The sequence below is a fragment of the Neorhizobium phenanthreniclasticum genome, from assembly GCF_040066075.1.
Classification (GTDB): Bacteria; Pseudomonadota; Alphaproteobacteria; order Rhizobiales; family Rhizobiaceae; genus Neorhizobium; species Neorhizobium petrolearium.
Genome location: NZ_JBEAAL010000012.1, coordinates 69760 through 87949 on the forward strand (window position 1 = coordinate 69760; position 18190 = coordinate 87949).

The 18190-nt window shown below is 61.6% G+C and carries 21 protein-coding genes and 1 tRNA gene; 7 read left to right on the forward strand and 15 right to left on the reverse strand.

The window, feature by feature from the left end; all coding sequences use genetic code 11:
- Window positions 1-7: 7 nt before the first annotated feature.
- The 5 genes from ABK249_RS16975 to speB all read right to left on the reverse strand — a co-directional run bounded on the left by ABK249_RS16975 (window position 8) and on the right by speB (window position 5021).
- On the reverse strand, window positions 8-802 hold the full coding sequence (locus ABK249_RS16975) for an ABC transporter permease (protein ID WP_037145690.1): 795 nt from the start codon (window positions 800-802) through the stop codon (window positions 8-10).
- Window positions 799-1653 (reverse strand): ABC transporter permease, encoded by an 855-nt coding sequence (locus ABK249_RS16980; RefSeq protein ID WP_037145692.1) that lies wholly within the window; start codon window positions 1651-1653, stop codon window positions 799-801. Before ABK249_RS16980 ends, ABK249_RS16975 begins: the two co-directional genes overlap by 4 nt.
- Window positions 1650-2687 (reverse strand): ABC transporter ATP-binding protein, encoded by a 1038-nt coding sequence (locus ABK249_RS16985; RefSeq protein WP_348863430.1) that lies wholly within the window; start codon window positions 2685-2687, stop codon window positions 1650-1652. Before ABK249_RS16985 ends, ABK249_RS16980 begins: the two co-directional genes overlap by 4 nt.
- 113 nt (window positions 2688-2800) lie before the next feature.
- A complete protein-coding gene (locus ABK249_RS16990; protein ID WP_037145695.1) occupies window positions 2801-3889 on the reverse strand; it encodes an ABC transporter substrate-binding protein in 1089 nt (362 codons plus the stop codon).
- 73 nt (window positions 3890-3962) lie between these two features.
- Window positions 3963-5021: an agmatinase gene (gene speB / locus ABK249_RS16995; RefSeq protein ID WP_037145697.1), complete on the reverse strand. Its 1059-nt coding sequence runs from the start codon at window positions 5019-5021 to the stop codon at window positions 3963-3965.
- A gap of 158 nt (window positions 5022-5179) precedes the next feature.
- Between speB and gcvA the strand changes: the two genes are divergently transcribed.
- The 3 genes from gcvA to ABK249_RS17010 are packed head-to-tail and all read left to right on the forward strand — an operon-like array spanning window position 5180 to window position 7291.
- Window positions 5180-6121 (forward strand): transcriptional regulator GcvA, encoded by a 942-nt coding sequence (gene gcvA, locus ABK249_RS17000; protein ID WP_081952661.1) that lies wholly within the window; start codon window positions 5180-5182, stop codon window positions 6119-6121.
- A 56-nt stretch (window positions 6122-6177) separates the two neighbouring features.
- A complete protein-coding gene (locus ABK249_RS17005; RefSeq protein ID WP_037145699.1) occupies window positions 6178-6549 on the forward strand; it encodes a SecDF P1 head subdomain-containing protein in 372 nt (123 codons plus the stop codon).
- 49 nt (window positions 6550-6598) lie between these two features.
- Window positions 6599-7291: a DUF2161 domain-containing phosphodiesterase gene (locus tag ABK249_RS17010; RefSeq protein ID WP_348863431.1), complete on the forward strand. Its 693-nt coding sequence runs from the start codon at window positions 6599-6601 to the stop codon at window positions 7289-7291.
- Between the two features lie 57 nt (window positions 7292-7348).
- Here ABK249_RS17010 and ABK249_RS17015 read toward each other — a convergent pair whose 3' ends face one another.
- Together ABK249_RS17015 and ABK249_RS17020 are read right to left on the reverse strand one after the other, a co-directional pair.
- A complete protein-coding gene (locus tag ABK249_RS17015; RefSeq protein WP_227705357.1) occupies window positions 7349-7579 on the reverse strand; it encodes a hypothetical protein in 231 nt (76 codons plus the stop codon).
- Between the two features lie 158 nt (window positions 7580-7737).
- Complete coding sequence (locus tag ABK249_RS17020) at window positions 7738-8778, reverse strand: GlxA family transcriptional regulator (protein WP_348863432.1); 1041 nt, start codon at window positions 8776-8778, stop codon at window positions 7738-7740.
- A 148-nt stretch (window positions 8779-8926) separates the two neighbouring features.
- Here ABK249_RS17020 and ABK249_RS17025 point away from each other — a divergent pair, with 148 nt between their 5' ends.
- Window positions 8927-10003 (forward strand): class I SAM-dependent methyltransferase, encoded by a 1077-nt coding sequence (locus tag ABK249_RS17025; RefSeq protein WP_348863433.1) that lies wholly within the window; start codon window positions 8927-8929, stop codon window positions 10001-10003.
- A 52-nt stretch (window positions 10004-10055) separates the two neighbouring features.
- Here ABK249_RS17025 and ABK249_RS17030 read toward each other — a convergent pair whose 3' ends face one another.
- The 3 genes from ABK249_RS17030 to ABK249_RS17040 all read right to left on the reverse strand — a co-directional run bounded on the left by ABK249_RS17030 (window position 10056) and on the right by ABK249_RS17040 (window position 12315).
- Window positions 10056-11120: a glycoside hydrolase family 25 protein gene (locus ABK249_RS17030; protein ID WP_227705360.1), complete on the reverse strand. Its 1065-nt coding sequence runs from the start codon at window positions 11118-11120 to the stop codon at window positions 10056-10058.
- A 127-nt stretch (window positions 11121-11247) separates the two neighbouring features.
- Window positions 11248-11805 carry a sugar O-acetyltransferase gene (locus ABK249_RS17035; protein ID WP_348863434.1) on the reverse strand — a complete coding sequence of 186 codons (558 nt, stop codon included), beginning with the start codon at window positions 11803-11805 and terminating at the stop codon, window positions 11248-11250.
- Window positions 11806-11829: 24 nt separating this feature from the next.
- Complete coding sequence (locus ABK249_RS17040; RefSeq protein ID WP_348863435.1) at window positions 11830-12315, reverse strand: GFA family protein; 486 nt, start codon at window positions 12313-12315, stop codon at window positions 11830-11832.
- Window positions 12316-12450: 135 nt separating this feature from the next.
- Between ABK249_RS17040 and ABK249_RS17045 the strand changes: the two genes are divergently transcribed.
- Window positions 12451-13320, forward strand: a complete 870-nt coding sequence (locus tag ABK249_RS17045; protein ID WP_348863436.1) for an NAD(P)-dependent oxidoreductase — start codon at window positions 12451-12453, stop codon at window positions 13318-13320.
- 29 nt (window positions 13321-13349) lie between these two features.
- Here the strand turns inward: ABK249_RS17045 and ABK249_RS17050 are convergent, their stop codons facing one another.
- Entirely contained in the window at window positions 13350-13799 is a 450-nt protein-coding gene (locus tag ABK249_RS17050; protein ID WP_348863437.1) for a DoxX family protein, read from the reverse strand.
- A 151-nt stretch (window positions 13800-13950) separates the two neighbouring features.
- On the opposite strand from ABK249_RS17050, the gene ABK249_RS17055 reads away from it, so the two are divergent.
- Complete coding sequence (locus ABK249_RS17055; RefSeq protein WP_210051747.1) at window positions 13951-14250, forward strand: Rdx family protein; 300 nt, start codon at window positions 13951-13953, stop codon at window positions 14248-14250.
- A 102-nt stretch (window positions 14251-14352) separates the two neighbouring features.
- A tRNA-Leu gene (locus ABK249_RS17060) sits at window positions 14353-14437 on the forward strand.
- Window positions 14438-14625: 188 nt separating this feature from the next.
- Here ABK249_RS17060 and ABK249_RS17065 read toward each other — a convergent pair.
- From ABK249_RS17065 to ABK249_RS17080, 4 genes are all read right to left on the reverse strand, one after another.
- Entirely contained in the window at window positions 14626-14805 is a 180-nt protein-coding gene (locus ABK249_RS17065; RefSeq protein WP_348863438.1) for a hypothetical protein, read from the reverse strand.
- Window positions 14806-14869: 64 nt separating this feature from the next.
- A complete protein-coding gene (locus ABK249_RS17070; protein WP_348863439.1) occupies window positions 14870-16306 on the reverse strand; it encodes an aldehyde dehydrogenase family protein in 1437 nt (478 codons plus the stop codon).
- A gap of 19 nt (window positions 16307-16325) precedes the next feature.
- Window positions 16326-17396: an ABC transporter ATP-binding protein gene (locus tag ABK249_RS17075; RefSeq protein WP_037145723.1), complete on the reverse strand. Its 1071-nt coding sequence runs from the start codon at window positions 17394-17396 to the stop codon at window positions 16326-16328.
- 79 nt (window positions 17397-17475) lie between these two features.
- On the reverse strand, window positions 17476-18159 hold the full coding sequence (locus tag ABK249_RS17080) for a GntR family transcriptional regulator (protein WP_037146128.1): 684 nt from the start codon (window positions 18157-18159) through the stop codon (window positions 17476-17478).
- Window positions 18160-18190 lie beyond the last annotated feature (31 nt).

Consider the following 18190-nt stretch of genomic DNA (forward strand, 5'->3'; position numbering starts at 1 on the left):
CTCGTCCCTATTTGTCTTCCGACATCGCGCCAAGCAGCTTCGGCAGGTCGCCGAACCGCGCCACCAGGCCGAAGACGACCGCAGCGACAACCAGGAACAGCACCGTCACCGAGGCCATGGTCGGGGTATAGCCGTAGCGCAGCGCGTTGAAGATCTTGATCGGCAAGGTTTCCATCGTGAAGCCTACCGTCATGTAGGCAACGATGTATTCGTTGAGCGACAGGACGAAGGCGAAGGCATAACCCGAGACGAGATAAGGCAGGATCAGCGGCAGCACGACAGTGCGGAACACCATTTTGTCATCGGCACCCATCGTGGCGGCCGCTTCCACCAGCGAGCGGTCGATCGCCGAAAAGCCGAGCGACAATGTCACCAGCGGCAGCGTGACGAAGAAGATGCCGTGGCTGATGACCGCCGTCCAGGGCTGGCCGTAAAAGCCGGTCGTCGCCCAGAAGGTAAGCATCCCGAGCGCGGTGATCACCGGCGGCAGGGTAAAGGGCGCGATGCCGAGAAGCTGGAAAATATTCGCCCAGGGGGCAATGCGCCGCCACAGGAACCAGGCGAGCGGCAGCGCGATCAAAAGCGCCAGCAGGGCCGAAAGGGCGGCCAGCGTCAGCGAGGCGATCAGCGCGTTCCGCCATTCCGGATTGGTGAAGATCTGACCGTACCAGGCGAGCGAAAAGCCCTGCGGCGGAAAGGTCAGCGACTGGCGCTGGTTGACCGAGACGCCGGCGACGACGATCAGCGGCAGGGCGAGGAACAGGCCGACGATGAAGAAGAACAGGCGGCGAAGCGCGGTCATTTGGCCTCCTTCTGCCGGCCCGCATAAAAAGCGAGGCCTACCAGCGCCAGCGACACCAGCACGAGAAATACGGCCATGGCGGCGGCGAAGGGCATGTTCGACTGGTAGATCGCCTGGTCGGTGATCAGCACCGAGAGTGTCCAGTGCTGGGGCCTTCCGAGAAGCTGCGGCAGCAGATAGGAGCCGAGCGCGAAGATGAAGACCATGATCAGCGTCGCGAGGATGGTATTCCGCAGCGCCGGCACGACGACTGTGAAAAATGCCTTGACGGGCGAGGCGCCGAGCGTGCGCGCTGCTTCCGTCAGCGTCGGGTCGAGCCGCACCAGTGCCGGATAAAGCACAAGGATCGTATAGGGAAAGGCCTGGTATGCCATGGCGGTCATGACGGCGGTAAAGCTTGGCGTCAGCGCCTGCGCCTGTTCCATCAGTCCCAGCCAGACAAGCAAATTGGTGATGCCGGCGGTGCGGGAAAACAGCGTCGACCAGGCGAAGCCGATCATCACTTCCGAGAGCGACAGGATGGAGAGGAGCACTACCAGCCAGACGATCTGGACGTTCCGCTTGGAGCGGGAAAGGAGATAGGTGAAGGGAATGCCGACCACCACGCAGGCAACCGCCACTGCGATCGCTAAAAACAGCGAGAAGCCGAGCACCTTGCCGAAGAACAGGCTCAGGAACCGGGCGTAATTGTCGAAGACGAAGGCCGGCGTATAAAAGCCGCCCTGTTGCCGCTGGAAGAAGGAGACGGCAATCATCGTGGCGAAGGGTACCACGAAGAACACGGTCAGCATGCCCGCCGGGAAGAGAAGCGGTCCGTAATCGGCAGGGCGCTGCGGTGGTTCGCGTCTCATTTCGCAAGCACCACGCTGGTCGTCGGATCGAGCCGGATGCCGACCTGCTGTCCGACCGAAACCTCCGGCCGGCTGCGCGGCGAGGAAACGGCGATGATCTGCTGGCCGCCTGCTTCCACGAAGGTCTCGATGGCACCGCCGAGATCGCGGACAAAGGTCACGGCGCCGGAAATCGTGCCATTCCCAGGGGTGGTGAGCTGCACGTCTTCCGGCCGCACCGAGAGCACGCCCTTTGCAGTTCCGGCGGGTAGCGTCAATCCTTCGACGGCCTGCCCCAGCACCCTAGCGCGACCGGCACTGTCGGCCTCGACGGGGATAAGGTTGGTCTGGCCGATGAAGTCGGCGACAAAACTGTCGGCCGGACGGCGGTAGATATCGACGGGAGCGGCGGCCTGGCGAATCTCGCCCTTGTTCATCACCACGACCGTATCGGCCATGGTCATCGCCTCGCGCTGATCATGGGTGACGACGATGGTGGTGATGCCGAGCCGCTGCTGCAATTGGCGCAACTCCACCTGCATCGCCTCGCGGAGCTTCGCGTCGAGCGCCGAAAGCGGCTCATCAAGCAGGAAAAGTTTCGGCGAGATGGCCAAGGCGCGTGCGATCGCAACGCGCTGTCGTTGGCCGCCGGAGAGCTTATTGACGGAACGGTCGGCGAAACCCGGCAGATGGATCATCGCCAGGAGTTCCTCGACCCGCTTCTTTTGCGTGTCCTTCGCGATGCCGCGGATACGGAGCGAATAGGCGATATTCTCGCCGACGGTGAGGTGGGGAAAAAGCGCCAGCGACTGAAAGACCATGCCGAGTTCGCGCTTGTGGGTCGGCGTGGTGGTGATATCGGCACCGCCGAGCTGGATCGTGCCTTCGGTCGGCAGATCGAGACCGGCAATCATGCGCATCAGCGTGGTCTTGCCGCAGCCAGAGGGGCCGAGCAGGCAAACGAAGGTGCCGTCCGGCACGGAGAGGCTGACGTCGCTGACGGCGGTAAACGTGCCGAACCGCTTCGTCACATGCTGAAGGTTCAATCCGGACATTTGGTCTCCGCTGCTTCTACCGCGAGCACTCAGGGCTAATTATGCCCCTCATCCCGGCTGCCGCCACCTTCTCCCGCAAGCGGGAAGAGGGTTAGGATGAGGGGCAAACAGCCTTACCCTGCAATCATCTCTGTCCACTTCTGGTTCAGGAAATCGGACTTGGTCTGGTAGAGATCATAGCGCGGGACGATCGGTTCGATATCGGAAGACACGGCGGCGAATTCCTGGTCGGTGAGATCGGTGAGGCCGCGCTGGACAGTCGGTGAGGTGCCGACTTTGCGGGAAAGCGTCGCCTGGATTGCCGGCTGGCACATGTAATCGATGAAGACATGCGCCTCTTCCGTCTTCTGCGAAGCGCGCGACAGCGCCCAGCACCCACTATCCTGGATGCCGCCTTCCTTCGGGAAGGTGGAGCGGACATGGAAACCGTCGGCGACCGCAAGGCCGGTGACGTCGTGATAATACTGGCCCATCGGGATTTCGCCGGATTTCAGCGCCTGTTCGAACTGCGCCTCGTCGCGATACCACAGCCGGACGTTCGGCTTTAGCTCGGCAAGCTTTTCGAGCGCCTTGATGATGCCTTCGTCCGTGTCGAGCGCGCTCGTGCCGCCCATGAAGGTTTTCGCCGTCACTTCAAGCAGGAAGGAGTTGGAGACGAGCGCGAGCAGGCCAAGCTTGTCTTCCTTGTCCTTCTCCCAAAGCGCGCTCCAGGAGGTAGGTGCGTCCTTGAACACGTCCGTGTTGGAGACGAGCGTGATGTACCAGGAGACTGCGCCGATGCCGGCAACGCGGCCGTCCGGATATTTGTTGACGAAGCGTTCGATCAGGTTTGCAGCGTTCGGAAGCTTGGAAAGATCGAGCGGCGCCCAGAGTTCCGTCGACTGACCCTTCAGCATCGCGACCTGCGACATCATCGAAACGTCGGCTGGCGCTGCACCCGCCTTGGCGGCCTGCTCGAGCTGTACGAGCCACGCCTCACCTGTCGGTTCGGCGATCGATTCGACCGCAATGCCGGTCGCCTTTGTGAAATCCGGGAAAATATTCTTGTCGAATGAATCCTTGAAGTAGCCGCCGTAGACGCCGACCTTCAGGCTCTTGTCCTGGGCGCGCAGTACGGCCGGCATGGCAAGCATCGAAGCGCCGGCGACACCGGCGCCGAGCACGGTGCGACGGCCGATCCTGGCATTGAAGATATCAGACATGATGTCTCTCCTTTGTGTGCCCACCGGTCCGGTGCCGCATGGGCGGGTTCCCACTCTTGTTATCTAATTTACGTCAAGCCCGGCCCTTCACGGAAGGGCTGAAGACCATCAGGCTCAGGATTTCGAATAGCATCTGGGCACCTGCATGCGCGGTGTTATTGGTCGCGTCATATTGCGGCGCCACCTCGACCACGTCGCCGCCGACGATATTAACGCCCTTCAATCCACGGATCAGTTCCAGCACTTCACGGGTCGTAAGCCCGCCGATCTCCGGCGTGCCGGTGCCGGGCGCAAAGCTCGGGTCGAGGCTGTCAATGTCGAAAGAGAGATAGGTCGGGCCGTCGCCGACGATCTTTCTCGCCTTCTCGATGATCGCCGGAATGCCGAGGTTGGTCACTTCCTCGGCATGGATCACGGTCATGCCGGACTCGTAGGAGAACTCCCAGAGATATTCGGCGGCACCGCGGATACCGATCTGGATCGTGCGGGTCGGGTCGAGCACGCCGTCCAGCACCGCGTTGCGGAACGGGCCGCCATGGTGGAACTTCGTCTCGTCGAAGAAGCCGCTCGTGTCGCAATGGGCATCGATATGGATCAGGCCGACGGGGGCCTTTTTGCCAACCGCTTTCAGGATCGGATGGGTGATCGAATGGTCTCCGCCGACGGACAGGGGGAGCAGTCCGGCATCGACGATCTGATTGATCCGCTTCTCGATGTCGTCATGGCTCATCTCCAGCCGATAGCGGCTGCGGAAAGGTACGTCGCCGATATCCGCAACCCGAAGCTCATGGGTCGGTGCGCATTCCAGGACGTGGTTGTAGGGGCCGACGCGCTCGATGGCACGCAGCGCCCGCGGCCCGAAGCGCGAACCCGGCCGGTTGGTAACGCCCAAGTCCATCGGCATGCCGATCATTGCCACCTGAAGATCGCCGAAATCCGGGTTTTCCGCATCAACGGGTAGGTAAGGCGCGTCAAGAAGGGTCGGAATGCCGGCATAGGGGGCTACGCGGGTGCCCGCCTTGTTGAAGATCTTTTCGCCCACCTTGCGAAATTTCGGATCGAATATCTCGCCGCCCTGGCTGTCGAGATATTTCGCCCGCAACTCCTCGAGCTTCTTGCCGTCGAATGCCATGATTGCCTCGTCTATCCTGTACTGTTTGAGCGCAGCCTAAATTTTGTTCCTTTTGGGCGGCCGCCCTTGTTTTCATCATTATCCGCCGAGACGGGGTGGAAAAGCAATTGAGATTGTTCTAGCGGTTGATGTGAGAAAAACTAACAATAAGGTTCAGCATGACGAGCCGCCTGCCGCCCCTCAATCCGCTCCGCGCCTTCGAGGCGACGGCCCGTCGAGGCTCGGTTTCGGCTGCCGCGCGTGAGCTCAACGTCACCCATGGTGCGGTCAGCCACCAGATCAAGGCGCTGGAGGTATCGCTCAATGTGCCGCTCTTCGAACGCGGCGCAAAGCGCCTTAAACTCACCTCGGAGGGGGCGCTGCTGCTGCCGGCCGTTACCCAGGCCTTCGGTGAGATTGCTGCTGCGACCGCTCAGATGAAGCGGCCGGCCACCACCGGCGAACTCTCAATCACCTGCGTGCCGGCGCTTCTTTCCTTCTGGATCGTGCCGCGCCTCAATTCCTTCACCGAGCAGTTTCCGGGCGTCAGGCTGAAGCTCACCGCATCCAACGATCCCGTCAGACTGCATTCGCCCGATGTCGACGTCTGCATTCTCTACGGCGATGGCAACTGGCCTGATGTCTGGACACGGCTGTGGAGCAATCTGCGGCTTTTCCCCGTCGCAAGCCCGACTTTGTTGAATAATCGCCCGCTACGCTCAATGCGTGACCTGGAGGATCACATCCTGCTGCATGGCGACGCGGACGGGCGGGAATGGAATACCTGGTTGGCGGCAGCGGATGCCGTAGACCTGCCTCGCCGTCAGCAATATTACATGGGCGATGCGCGTTTTTCGACGGAAGCCGCCCTGCACGGGCAGGGGATTGCACTCGGGGATACGATCACAGCCAGCAACCTGATCGCGCGGGGAGAGCTTGTCGTTCCCTTCGACCTGAGCGTGGCGGCAAACGATTCCTTCTATGTCGCCTGCCGTCCTGCGATGCGCTCCACACCGATCGTGCGCGTTTTCATCGAGTGGATGTTCTCGTCGCTGGAGGCCGACCATCTGGCGGAACCGCAGACCTCGGCCCGCACGCTACTTCGCGGCCGGAGAGGATGACGTTCGCCTCGGTTGCCCTAAATCCTCGAGATGTCGCAGCGTGTAGGAGAAGTTCCATGTTGGCAAAGCTCGTGACCGGCCTTGCAATTTCTCTCATGGGCCACACGACCGCCTCGGCCGAGATGCTCGAACTCAAGGTCGCGAGGGCGGAAGTGAGCCGGGACGATGTGCCGCCAGGCGGTGCGGTCGATGTTCTCCTGACGGATGAAAGCGTCGAAGCTGCTGCGGCTTTCACGGAAAGCAGGGTGGGTAGGCAGATCCACATTCGTGCCGACGGAACGCTGCTGATGTCTCCTTTTATCGGAGGCCCGATGAACGGTCCGGCGATCCGGCTGAGTGGCGGGATGACGCCGGAAGCGGCGAAAAATCTCGCTTTTCTGCTCAACCATAGCGCCAGGCTGACGATCGATGATGAACCGGTCAAATAGATCGCATTCGTGCTAGCTTCCTGCGACTGATTCCCTTTGGCCGCGCAGCATGGAAACCTCGCTCTACTCGCCCGTCAAAACCTTTCTGGAAAGCTTCGGCTACGAAGTGAAGGGCGAGGTGGGCGGCTGCGATCTGGTGGGCTTGAGCGAAACCGATCCGCCGGTCGTGGTGGTTTGTGAGCTGAAGCTCCGCTTCAATCTGGAGCTCATTCTTCAGGCGGTCGACCGAGCGGCAACATCCGATGAGGTGTGGATTGCTGCGCGGGTTTCGGCAAGCGGGCGTGGTCGCGAGGCCGACAAGCGGTATCGCGATCTCTGCCGCCGCCTCGGCATTGGTATGCTCGGCGTATCGGATGCAGGCGAGGTGAGCGTCATCGTCAGTTCGGTCTCACCCATGCCACGCACCAATCCGAAGCGGCGGACGCGTCTCGTCAAGGAACATCGCAGGCGGCGGGGTGATCCGGCGATCGGCGGCAGCACGAAGGTACCGGTCATGACCGCCTATCGCCAGCAGGCGCTCGTCTGCGCGGCGGCACTTGTCCAGGGGCCACTTCGTCCCCGGGACATGAAGGTGGCGGCGCCGAACGCGGGTGCGATCCTGCTTGCCAATTACTACGGCTGGTTCCAACGGGTGGAGAAAGGCGTCTATGCGCTGACCGAATTCGGGCGACAGGCTCTGGAGCGTTGGCCCCAGGCAAGCCTCATGCCCACGACGTCCGATGACGCTATTCCGAACGTCTGACCTCAAGAGGCCGCCCGCCGTGAGAGGCGGACGGCCGTTGGTTGATGCATAAACGGCTTACGGCTGAGAGCCGGTGCCACCCGCACCACCACCTGCTGGCGGGGTCGCCGGAGTTGCATTGTCTGCCGGCGGAGCACCCGGCGTAACAGGTGCCGGTGCCGGCGAGGGCTCCGTTGCTGCCGGCGGTGTTGTCGAAGACGTAGTCTGCGTATCGGTGGGCGAGCCGCCCATCTGGGACCATACAAAGGCGCCGACAAGGATGACGGCGATCACGGCGACCCAAGCCATCCACGAGGAGCTCCGGCCTCGGGCCGGCTCGGAACGGTAATCGGGCTGTCTGTCATTAGGATCAAAAGTCATGATTGCTTCCTCCTACGCTCGAGACAATGCCGACGAGTAGGATTTGTTCCAAGAAATTCACTTTTCCGGGAGCGGCGAGTGAACGATCAGTCCTTCGACGCAGACCGTGCGTAGTCCGGAATACGGAATCGACGGCGATAGACACCGGGTGCCAGGCCCGTGATGCGCTTGAACAATCGGCGAAAGAAAGCGGGCTCCTCATAGCCGACTTGCCAGCTTATCTCATCGACCGATATGTCGGTGGTCTCCAGGCGGCGCTTGGCATCCTCGATCCTGAGGCGCTGCACATAGGCCATCGGGCTGACACCGGTAGCGCGGGTGAAGCGCCGTTTGAAGGTGCGCTCGGTGAGACCGGCCCGCCGGGTCATCTCTTCGAGCGGATTGGCTACGGAGAAGTGGGTCGCGACCCAATCCTGTGCCACCTGGATTGCGGTGTCCCCGTGGTCATTGCGCCCTTCGAAGACGATGTAGGGCGCGAGCCCGTCCTGATGCCATTGAAGCGCAAAAAAACGCGCTATGGTCTGCGCTGGCGCAGCTCCCATATGGCGGCTGATGAGGTAGAGCACGAGGTCGTGCCAGGTCATGGAGGCGCCCGAGCTGATCAGTTCCTCTCTCCGTCCGGAAACGACGAGCACACGCTCCGGATGGATCGACACATGCGGAAAGGCGGCTGAAAAGGCGCTGGCATAACCGAAATGAACGGTCGCCTCTGCGCCATCGAAGAGCCCGGTCTCGGCAAGCAGAAATATGCCGGAACAGGCCGAACAGAGAAGAGCGCCGCGGTCATGCATTCTGCGAACCCATTCGACCAGCTCCGGATATCGACCTTTCCGCCAACCATCGGGACCAAGCAGGATCGACGGAACGATGATGATATCGGTGGCATCGAGACTGTCGATGCTCCGTTGCACGGTGATTGGCACTTGACTTGCAAGTATCAATGCGCCTGCTTCCAACCCGACGATCTGAACTTCAAACGGTTGTGCCTCTGTAAGTCCTGGCGGCAGGACCGAGAATGCGTTCATGACATCGAAGACGCCGCTCAGTGTCGAGACTACGGCATCGGGAATGGCCACAAGGCTTACATGCCGCGGCTTCAAGCGTGTCCGATCTGCCTCATTCGGCATATCCCTCCCTCCGACATTTATTGCCTGTACCGAGCTGCGATGTGGCGCAAACGGCCCGATCTTGGACTTTCCCGCTCTGTCGACCACGGATTTCATCTGCGATCTTCCGATCATCATCACAACCGATGAACGAACAGGAGATAGCAACATGGATTATCTTACAACCAATTCGGTCGATCCGGCCAAGCTGGACGCGATCGTCTCGCGCGCCATCGGCGATCTGTCAGCTGGCTATGGCGGCGTCATGATCAGCATCGGCCACCGCCTGGGCCTCTACAAGGCCATGGCAGGCGCCGGACCGCTGAATTCGCGCGAACTGGCGGCCCGTACCGGTTGCGCCGAGCGTTACGTGCGCGAGTGGCTGAATTCCCAGGTCGCCGGCGGCTATATTGCCTATCACGCGATCAGCGACAGCTTCGAACTGACGCCGGAACAGGCGCTGGTGCTCGCAAACGACGAGAGCCCGGTCTTCATCGCCGGCGCCTGGGCGGTGCCGGCCTCGATGTGGGCGGACGAGGACAAGGCGCTCGAAGCATTCCGCACAGGCTCGGGCATCCCCTGGGGCGACCACGACGGTCGTCTCTATTGCGGCGTGGCGTCATTTTACCGCAACGCCTACAAGGCGAGCCTTGTCCCCGAATGGCTGCCGTCGCTCGATGGTGTAATCGACAAGTTGAAGAGCGGGGCCCTGGTGGCGGATATAGGCTGTGGCTACGGCCATTCCACGGTGCTGATGGCGGAAGCCTTCCCGGCATCGCACTTCCACGGCTTCGATACGCATCCGGAGTCAGTCGCCGAGGCCCGAAAGATCGCTTTGGAGGCCGGCGTCGCAGACCGGGTCACATTCGAAAAGGCGCGTGCGGAGAACTATTCCGGCAAGGGGTACGACCTGATCTGCTTTTTCGATTGCCTGCACGACATGGGCGATCCGCTCGCCGCGGCAAAGCACGCCGCGCGCACGCTTGCTCCGGGCGGTACCGTCATGTTGGTGGAACCTTTCGCCAATGACCGCGTGGAGGACAATATCTCGCCGGTCGCCCGCCTGTATTACGCGGCGTCGACGACGATCTGCTGCGCGCATGCTATCTCGGATGGCGGCCACATTGTGCTGGGCGCGCAGGCCGGTGAGGCGCGGCTGAGGGAGGTATTCTACAAGGCCGGCTTTACGCACTTCCGGCGGGCCATGGCGACACCGTTCAACCTCATCCTCGAAGCGCGGCTTTGATGTAGCCCGAGGGACCAGGCGGGGCCGGTTTCGGCAGGTCCCGCTTGCCTGGCTAGTTTCGCGCCAGGGTCGTCCGCGGCGAGATCCAGTTGTGCCATTGTTCCACGCTGCCGTGGAAGACGTTGAGGTCGATCTTGCCATCGACGCCATGCGACAGGCCGGAGCCGGAATATTGCCAGAAGAGCCATTTGCGGCCCGGATAGACCTTCGAGGGGTGCTGCGCGACAGCGCGTAGCCAGAAAGGATAATCGAGGAATTCGCCCCTCAGGTTGTCCTTGTAGAAGTCCGGCGCGGTGTAGATGATCGGGCGCTGGCCGTAATGCCGTTCGAGCTTGTCCATGAAGACCTGCATCTTTTCCAGCACCCGCTTGGGCGACAGGCGCTGCCTGCAGCTGGATTCGTGGTTCCATTCCACGTCGATGACCGGCGGCAGCGCATCGGGATCCCGAGGGACGTTGCGGATGAACCAGTCAGCCTGTTCGCCGGCGGTACGGCACCAGTAGAAGAAGTGGTAGGCGCCGCGCTTCAGACCTGCCTCTTTGGCTCGCCGCCAATTGGTCTTGAACATCGGATCGAGATGGTCGCCTCCGTCGGTCGCTTTGATATAGGCGAAGTTGGCGCCCTGAGTCCTGAGTTTTCCCCAGTCGATCTCACCCTGCCAGCGAGAGACATCGACGCCGTGGACTGCATAGTCCTTAGGCGAGACGCGGCCAAAATTGATCGGCTTGGCGTCGCGAAAGCGACGGCTATAGATCTGCATGCGCCGCTGTAGCGGAGCTTCGACCACCGACCTGTCGGGCACCAGCATGGCGACCGGCCTTTCGGACGGGACAGGCATGCCGACCGTCGTCTCCTGCACGAAGGCCTGCGGCGCCGGCATCGAGCCGGACCAGGCGAGCGTTTCCGTCTGCGGCTCGTGCTGAACCTGTGGGGCACTGATCCGCGAAGTCTTGCCGACGCTGACGGATGGAACGGGCGCTACCGGCTGGGTGATCGAGCCAGTCGTTTCCCTTGGTGCAACACCGGCCACGATGTCCTCCGGACCGGAATTGGAGGCGCAACCTGCCAGAGCGAAACAGGCAAAGAAGAGAACTGGTACAGCCGACAGACGACGCATTTGGAAACCCGTACGCAAAACAACCAAGACGGCGTCCCCAATGCCGTCGATAATCCCTGAGAGGAATTGCTAATGGAAAATTACCAAGAAATGCTGAATCCAATCTTTATGTGCACCAGAAAGGGAATCAGCCGCGCGGCTTGATGGCGCGAGCCGGATTGCCGGCAACGGTGATGCCAGCCGCAACGTCGCGCGTGACGACCGCGCCCGCGCCGACAATGGCGCCATCACCGATCGTCACGCCACCGAGAATTATCGCGCCGCCGCCGATCCACACATCGGAGCCCAAGGTGATCGGACGGGCGATCTCGAGCCCCTGGACGCGAAGGGTTGGATCACGATGGTGGTCAGCACAATAGAGCTGTACGGAAGGGCCGAGCATCGTGCGAGCGCCGATCCTGACCGGTGCGGTATCGAGGACCGTACAACCAGCATTCAGATAAACGCCCTTATCGAGAAAGACATTGAACCCGTAGGCGCAATGGAACGGCGCTTCCAGAAAGACGGTTTCGTGAACCGCGCCGAAAAGAGCCCGCAGGGCCGGCGCTATCGTGCCGCGCTGGTCAGGCGGCATTGTATTGTGGGCGTGGCAGGCGATCCGCGCGTTGTTGCGCAGGGCGTCGAGTACCGGATCCAGACAGGAATACCAGTCTCCCGCCGCCATTTTTTCCCGCTCGTTCGCCATACCTTGCCGTCCCCGCTTTTTGCTTCACCGTTCCGCACCGGCCTTGATCCGGGCCGCCTCGCGTCGAGCCAGGCTTTCCGGCGGCCACAGCGCCCTGGTGCTGTAATATTCCTTGAAGACCTTGGCATCGTCCGGCAATCCGACCCAGGGCACTTTCGAGCGGGTGAAGATATGGACATCGGGTGTGAATTCCGTCCGTCTGTCGAGGGTCGATACGCGGATGAAAAGCATCCACCTGCGCCGGCCATAGTCGCTCCAGAGCGCTATCTGGCAATCGGGACAGCGGTAAATGTCGTGCGGATGGCCGCTGTCGGTCTTCATGGCGACCGGCACAGGCTCGCCATCGACGATTTCGATGTGCTCTGCCTCGATCAGCGCGTTCATGGCGAAAGCTCCACCGGTCTGGCGCTGGCAATCCGTACAGTGGCAGCAATGGATGAACATCGGACGCCCGTGCATGCGGTAGCGGATCCTGCCGCAGAAACAGCCCCCTTCGAATATCTCGCTCATGTCGCTTCCTGGCTCCCTGCAGTGCGATAAGCCTATCATGAAATGTCGAGCCGCCGCTTCGCAATGCAAAATTGGGGAGACGGGAGCGGCCCGTTCTGTTTAACTTAAATGATGTGGAAGAGTGGGAATGTGCATATGACAACAGAGCGTATCGGCGTGGTTGGACTCGGCCGCATGGGTGGTGCCATGGCGGAACGCCTTGCAAAGCAGGGTTTTTCCGTGACGGGCTGGACCCGCAGCGGTCTTTCGCCGGAAAAGGCCTCGGCACTCGGGATCGCCGCGGCAAGCGACCTGCTGTCGCTCTCGGCTGCTTCCGACATCATTGTTCTTGCCCTGCTCGACGATCCCGCCGTGCATGCCGTGCTCGACGAACTCGCTGCCATCGAGCTTGCAGGAAAACTGATCGTCGACACGAGCACGGTCAGTCCCGAGACGCTGCGCGTCCATGAAGTCAGGATAAAGGAGAAAGGGGCATCGCTTCTCGATGCGCCGATTTCCGGCGGACCGGAAATGCTGCTCGCGGGCACGGTCGGTTTTTACGTCGGCGGTGCCGAGCAGGATTTCCAGCGCTTCCTGCCGGTCGCCGGAGTTCTCTCAAATCGTATCCATCACGTCGGAAAGCTGGGAGACGGCGCATCGGCGAAGCTCGTCAACAACATGATGCTGATGGGGCTCTGGCAGATCATGAAGGAAGCTGTCCAGCTTGGCGGCAAGGCGGGGCTTTCGCGCGACAAGATGATCGAAATCCTCTCCGGCAGCCCGGCTGCGAGCCCGGCGATGCGCTCGCGGCTTCCCGTCATCCTCGGCGAGACCGATAATGTGGGCTTTCCCGTCTCCGGCGTCCTCAAGGACATGGGCGTTGTCTTTGGGCTCGCGGGCCGGCTCGGTGTCGCCACGCCGGCTATCAAGGCCGCGCATGCGAGCTTCAAGGAGGCCGCCGCACTCGGCCATGGCGAAGCCGACCTCGGCACCGTCGTCCGGCTGGCGCTCGAAGGGAAGACCTGAGCAGCGGACTGCCCAGCTTTCCCGAAAGATCAGAATGTGCGGCTAAGACGGGCGTCGACCGAGTGGCTGTTGCCGCCGCGAAATGCGAAGAACAGGAAGATGGCCGCCCAGAGAATGGATTTTTCCGCCCCCATCAAACCCTGATTCTGCACGATGCCATGGAAATAAACGGTGACCAGCAGCACGATCATGGCCGCGAATGATGCAGGACGGGTGAAAAGGCCGATGGTGACGAGAATGCCGCCGAAGAATTCGGTGGCTGCCAGCAGCGGTGACCAGAAGATGCCCGGATAGAAGCCCAGGCCTTCGACCATGCCGATAGTACCGAAGGGATTGGTGATCTTGCCGAAACCATGCGTGACGAGCAGCAGGCCTGCAACCACGCGCAGGATCGTCTCGACGGTCTCGTGGGCGGAGGTATAGACAGGGGCAAGTGCCGGAATGATGAGGCGGGAGCGAGTGGTGGCTTGAAGAGCCATATGAAGACCTCCTTGTGGCAGAGAGAACAATGCGTCGTGGTCACAAATTGACGTGGAAGCTGCTCCTGTCGAGATGCGCACGTTCAAAAACATGACTATTTAAGGTGACATTATCGTGAGGCCGATTTGAAACGGCGGAAAGGCGAAACCGATGGAAAAAGCGCGCATTACCATTCTCTACTGCACGCAGTGCAATTGGCTGCTGCGGGCTGGCTGGATGGCCCAGGAACTCCTGCAGACCTTTGCCGACCAGCTTGGCGAAGTCGCGCTCATCCCCGGCACCGGCGGCAATTTCGAGATTCGCCTGAATGGTGAACTCATCTGGGAACGCAAGCGCGACGGCGGTTTTCCCGGACCGAAGGAATTGAAGCAGCGGGTGCGCGATGTGATCGACCCCGAGCGGGATCTCGGCCATGTGGACCGTGCGGCGAAAGAGAGCGGCGAGGTTTGAGACCGTCAGCGATCAACCGTCAAAGGTTTTTCCACGGCTGACATGGAAACTTCAAAAAGCCAGTTGACAGGCAGGTGCCACCCCCTTACATGGCTCTCCGTCGCCCAGATGGCGGAATTGGTAGACGCGCAGGTTTCAGGTACCTGTGCCGCGAGGCGTGGAGGTTCGAGTCCTCTTCTGGGCACCAAGATTCCGTATGTTGCTGTCCATAGGCAGCCCAAAAAGCTCGGATTTCCGGGCTTTTTCTTTGTTTGGTCGTCGAAGGGCGACCAAAGCCGTCTCTTGGCAATTTTTGAGCGGCTGCCGACGGTCGGCAGGATGGCGGGAACCGGGTTGCCGATTGACCAGGCGGAAAAGTTCATCGTGCTTTTCCCGCTACCCGGACAAGCGTCTTCTCCGAAAAAGAGCGCCGCCGGTCGTCACAATGTCGGCCGCATGATCGAGGCCCGGGAGAATTTCCACTTCGCCGTCATTGCGGCGGCCGGTTTCCAGACCAACGCGTGATGCGCGCTGGTCGTCGATCTCTATTCCCGAAATAGCGGTGATCTGGAACATGGGTACCATCGCTGACAGCACTGATCCATTCTATCCGAGCGGAAGAGCTTGCGACCCGACGCGGTCAGGATGCCCAGCCGGACACCGATTTGACGACCATGTATTCCTCGAGCCCCCAGACGCCGCCTTCGCGCGCGCCGCCCGAGTGGCGGACGCCACCGAAAGGTGAACCGGCGCCGCGCGGCTGGCCGTTCATCTCCACCATGCCGGATTGGAGGCGCCGCGCCAGCCGGTTGCGCCGGGCGCCGTCGCTGCTCTGCACGTAATTCGTGAGACCGTAGGGCGTGTCGTTGGCGATGGCCACGGCATCTTCCTCGTCCGAGAAGGGAAGGATCGAGAGCACTGGGCCGAAAATCTCTTCACGCGCGATCATCATATCGTTGGAAACGTCGGCGAACACGGTCGGCTGTACAAAGAAGCCCCGATTGAAGCCGGCGGGCCGTCCGATACCGCCGGCGACGAGGCGCGCGCCTTCGCGGATACCGGTCTCGATCAGCGACTGCACCCGGTCGAACTGGCATTCCGAGATTACGGGACCCATATGGGTCCCTTCCGCCGACGAGGGTCCGACCGCGATCGACTGTGCCGCTGTTCGGGCTTTTTCCACGGCTTCGTCGTAGATCGAACGCTCGACCAGCATGCGCGTCGGAGCATTACAGTTTTGCCCGCTGTTGATGAAGCATTGCCGAACACCGCGCTCGACCGCATCCTCCTCCGCATCGGCGAAAATGAGGTTTGCACCCTTGCCACCGAGCTCCAGCGCCACGCGCTTGAAAGTGTCGGCCGCGCCTTTCATGATGCTGGCACCGGCACGCGTCGAGCCGGTGAAGCTGATCATGGCGACATCGGGATGTTCGACCAACCGCGCTCCCGCCGTCAGGCCATCACCCTGGATCAGATTGAAGACGCCGGCCGGGGCGCCCGCCTCATGAATGATCTCGGCGAGCAGGACGGAGGAAAGCGGGGCAAGTTCCGATGGCTTCAGCACCATGGTGCAACCGGCGAGCAGTGCCGGCACGACCTTCAACGCCACCTGACTCATCGGCCAGTTCCAGGGTGTGATCATGCCGACGACGCCGATCGGTTCCATCAGGATACGGTCGTCGGGCGCATGGGGTCCGAGTTGCCGAACGAATTCGAAATGCTCCATGACTGCCAGGAAATTGGTCATATGGCGAAGTGCAGCCGGTGCCTGTCGCGTGCGTGCGAGCTCGATCGGCGCGGCCATCTCCTGCGAAATCGCGCGCGCCATATCCTCGACGCGCTCCGAATATATCTCCCGGATCCGTCGGATCAGCGCCATGCGCTCGCCCGGCTCGCTTGCCGCCCAGGCCGGAAAGGCGAGCTTCGCGGCCATGACCGCGGCGTCAACGTCGTTGCGCCCGCCAAGCGCCACAGTGTCAAAGGGCTGCTCGGTGGTGGCGTCGATCAGCGTATGTCCGGCCTTCGACAGAGCCGGCACCCAGCGGCCGCCGATGTAGAATTCCCGCAATTTCCGCATGTCCTTCTCCTTTCGGCCGTCAGGCGTCTTCGGCCGATGCCAGCTCTGGTATCGGAGCAGCGTCGAAGAAATGGATGTCGCCCGGTGTCACGGCGAGACGGATCTCATCGCCGGGCATGGCCGACGTTCGCCCGCGAACGAGTATGCGAATGAGCTGGCCGGCAAGGCGGGCGGTGATCTGAGTTTCCGACCCGGTCGGCTCGACGATGGAAACCGTGGCGGGCCAGCCGGTTTCGGCGATGACGAAATGCTCCGGCCTGACGCCGATGGTGACCTGCCTGCGTTGCTTCGGATCGGCCGCCGGAAGACCGAGCACGGTGTTGTCTTCAAGCCGCAATCCGTTTCCTTCGATGATCTGGCCTTGCAGGAAATTCATCGGCGGCGAGCCGATGAAGGCAGCAACGAACAGGCTCGCCGGCCTGTCGTAGAGTTCGAGCGGTGGACCTTCCTGTTCCACGACGCCGCCGTTCATCACGACGACCCGGTCGGCGAGCGTCATCGCTTCGATCTGGTCGTGGGTGACGTAGATCGTCGTCGTCTTCAGCCGCTGGTGCAGTTCCTTGATCTCCGAGCGCATCTGCACGCGCAGCTTGGCATCCAGGTTCGACAGCGGCTCGTCGAACAGGAAAACGTTGGGATCGCGCACGATCGCGCGGCCCATGGCGACGCGCTGGCGTTGCCCGCCCGAAAGCTGGCGCGGCTTGCGGTCCAGCAGATGCTCGAGTCCGAGGATCCGAGCTGCCTCGTTGACGCGCTTTGCGATCTCAGGCTTTGGTACGCGGCGCTGCTGTAGAGCGAAGCCCATGTTGTCCCGTACGTTCTTGTGCGGATAAAGGGCATAGTTCTGGAATACCATGGCGATATCCCGGTCTTTCGGCGCTACGTTGTTGACCACACGGTTACCGATAGCGATGTCGCCACCGCTGATGCTTTCGAGACCGGCGATCATCCGGAGCAGGGTAGATTTGCCGCAACCAGACGGGCCCACGAGCGCAACGAATTCGCCGTCCTCGATGTCGATCGAGATCCCGTGCAGAACCTGGACCGCGCCATAGGACTTGCGGACCTCGCGTATTTGCACCGTACCCATTCGGAACTCCTCCCATTTCCTGCCCTTTCCCCGGGCATAGTTTGCTTTGTTCACCGCAAAGGGGCGGTGCCTGCCCCCGTCAGGTCTGGCGGCTGCGGCCCCCGTTCGGCATTTCCTCGATCATCCGGATCAGGAAGTCACCGGTGTTCTTCTCGTGTTGATTGACCATTGCCGCCGCGGCTGCATAGTCGCCGCCGCGCAAGTGATCGCGGATTTTCGTATGCTCCTTCAGTGCTTCCCTCAGGCGTGCCGGCTGCGGGGGAATGCCATGGCGCTGGGCCGACATCAGCCCATGCATGTTTTCGAGCAGCCGCTTGCACCATGGCGATTCCGGGTTGTCGCAGAGCAATTGGTGGAATTCGTAGTTCTTCTCGGCGAACAGTGCGAAATCGTCCGCATCGAGCGCCCCGGCCGACGCCTCGAGATTCTCATCGATCCTGCGCAACCGTTCCTCGTCGAAACTCGCCGCGCCGAGTTCCACGGCCAGACCGCAAACCAGGCCGCGCAGCGCGCTGATCTCGCGGATCTGCTCGACCTTGAGCCCCTGGACCACGGCGCCGATATGATTCTGCACCGCAAGCCAGCCTTCGGAGGCAAGGCTGCGGATGGCCTCCCGGATGGGGGTCTCGCTGATGCCGAGCGCGTCGGAGACTTCGCGCGTGGTGATGCGGTCGCCTGGGCCTACCTTGCCGGAGAGGACCATGGACTGGATATGCTGCCGGGCCAGCTCGGTCTTGGTGGTGAAGGTCTTCGGTTGTTGCATGAAATCCATCCAGTTGCGGTTGCACAGGCTT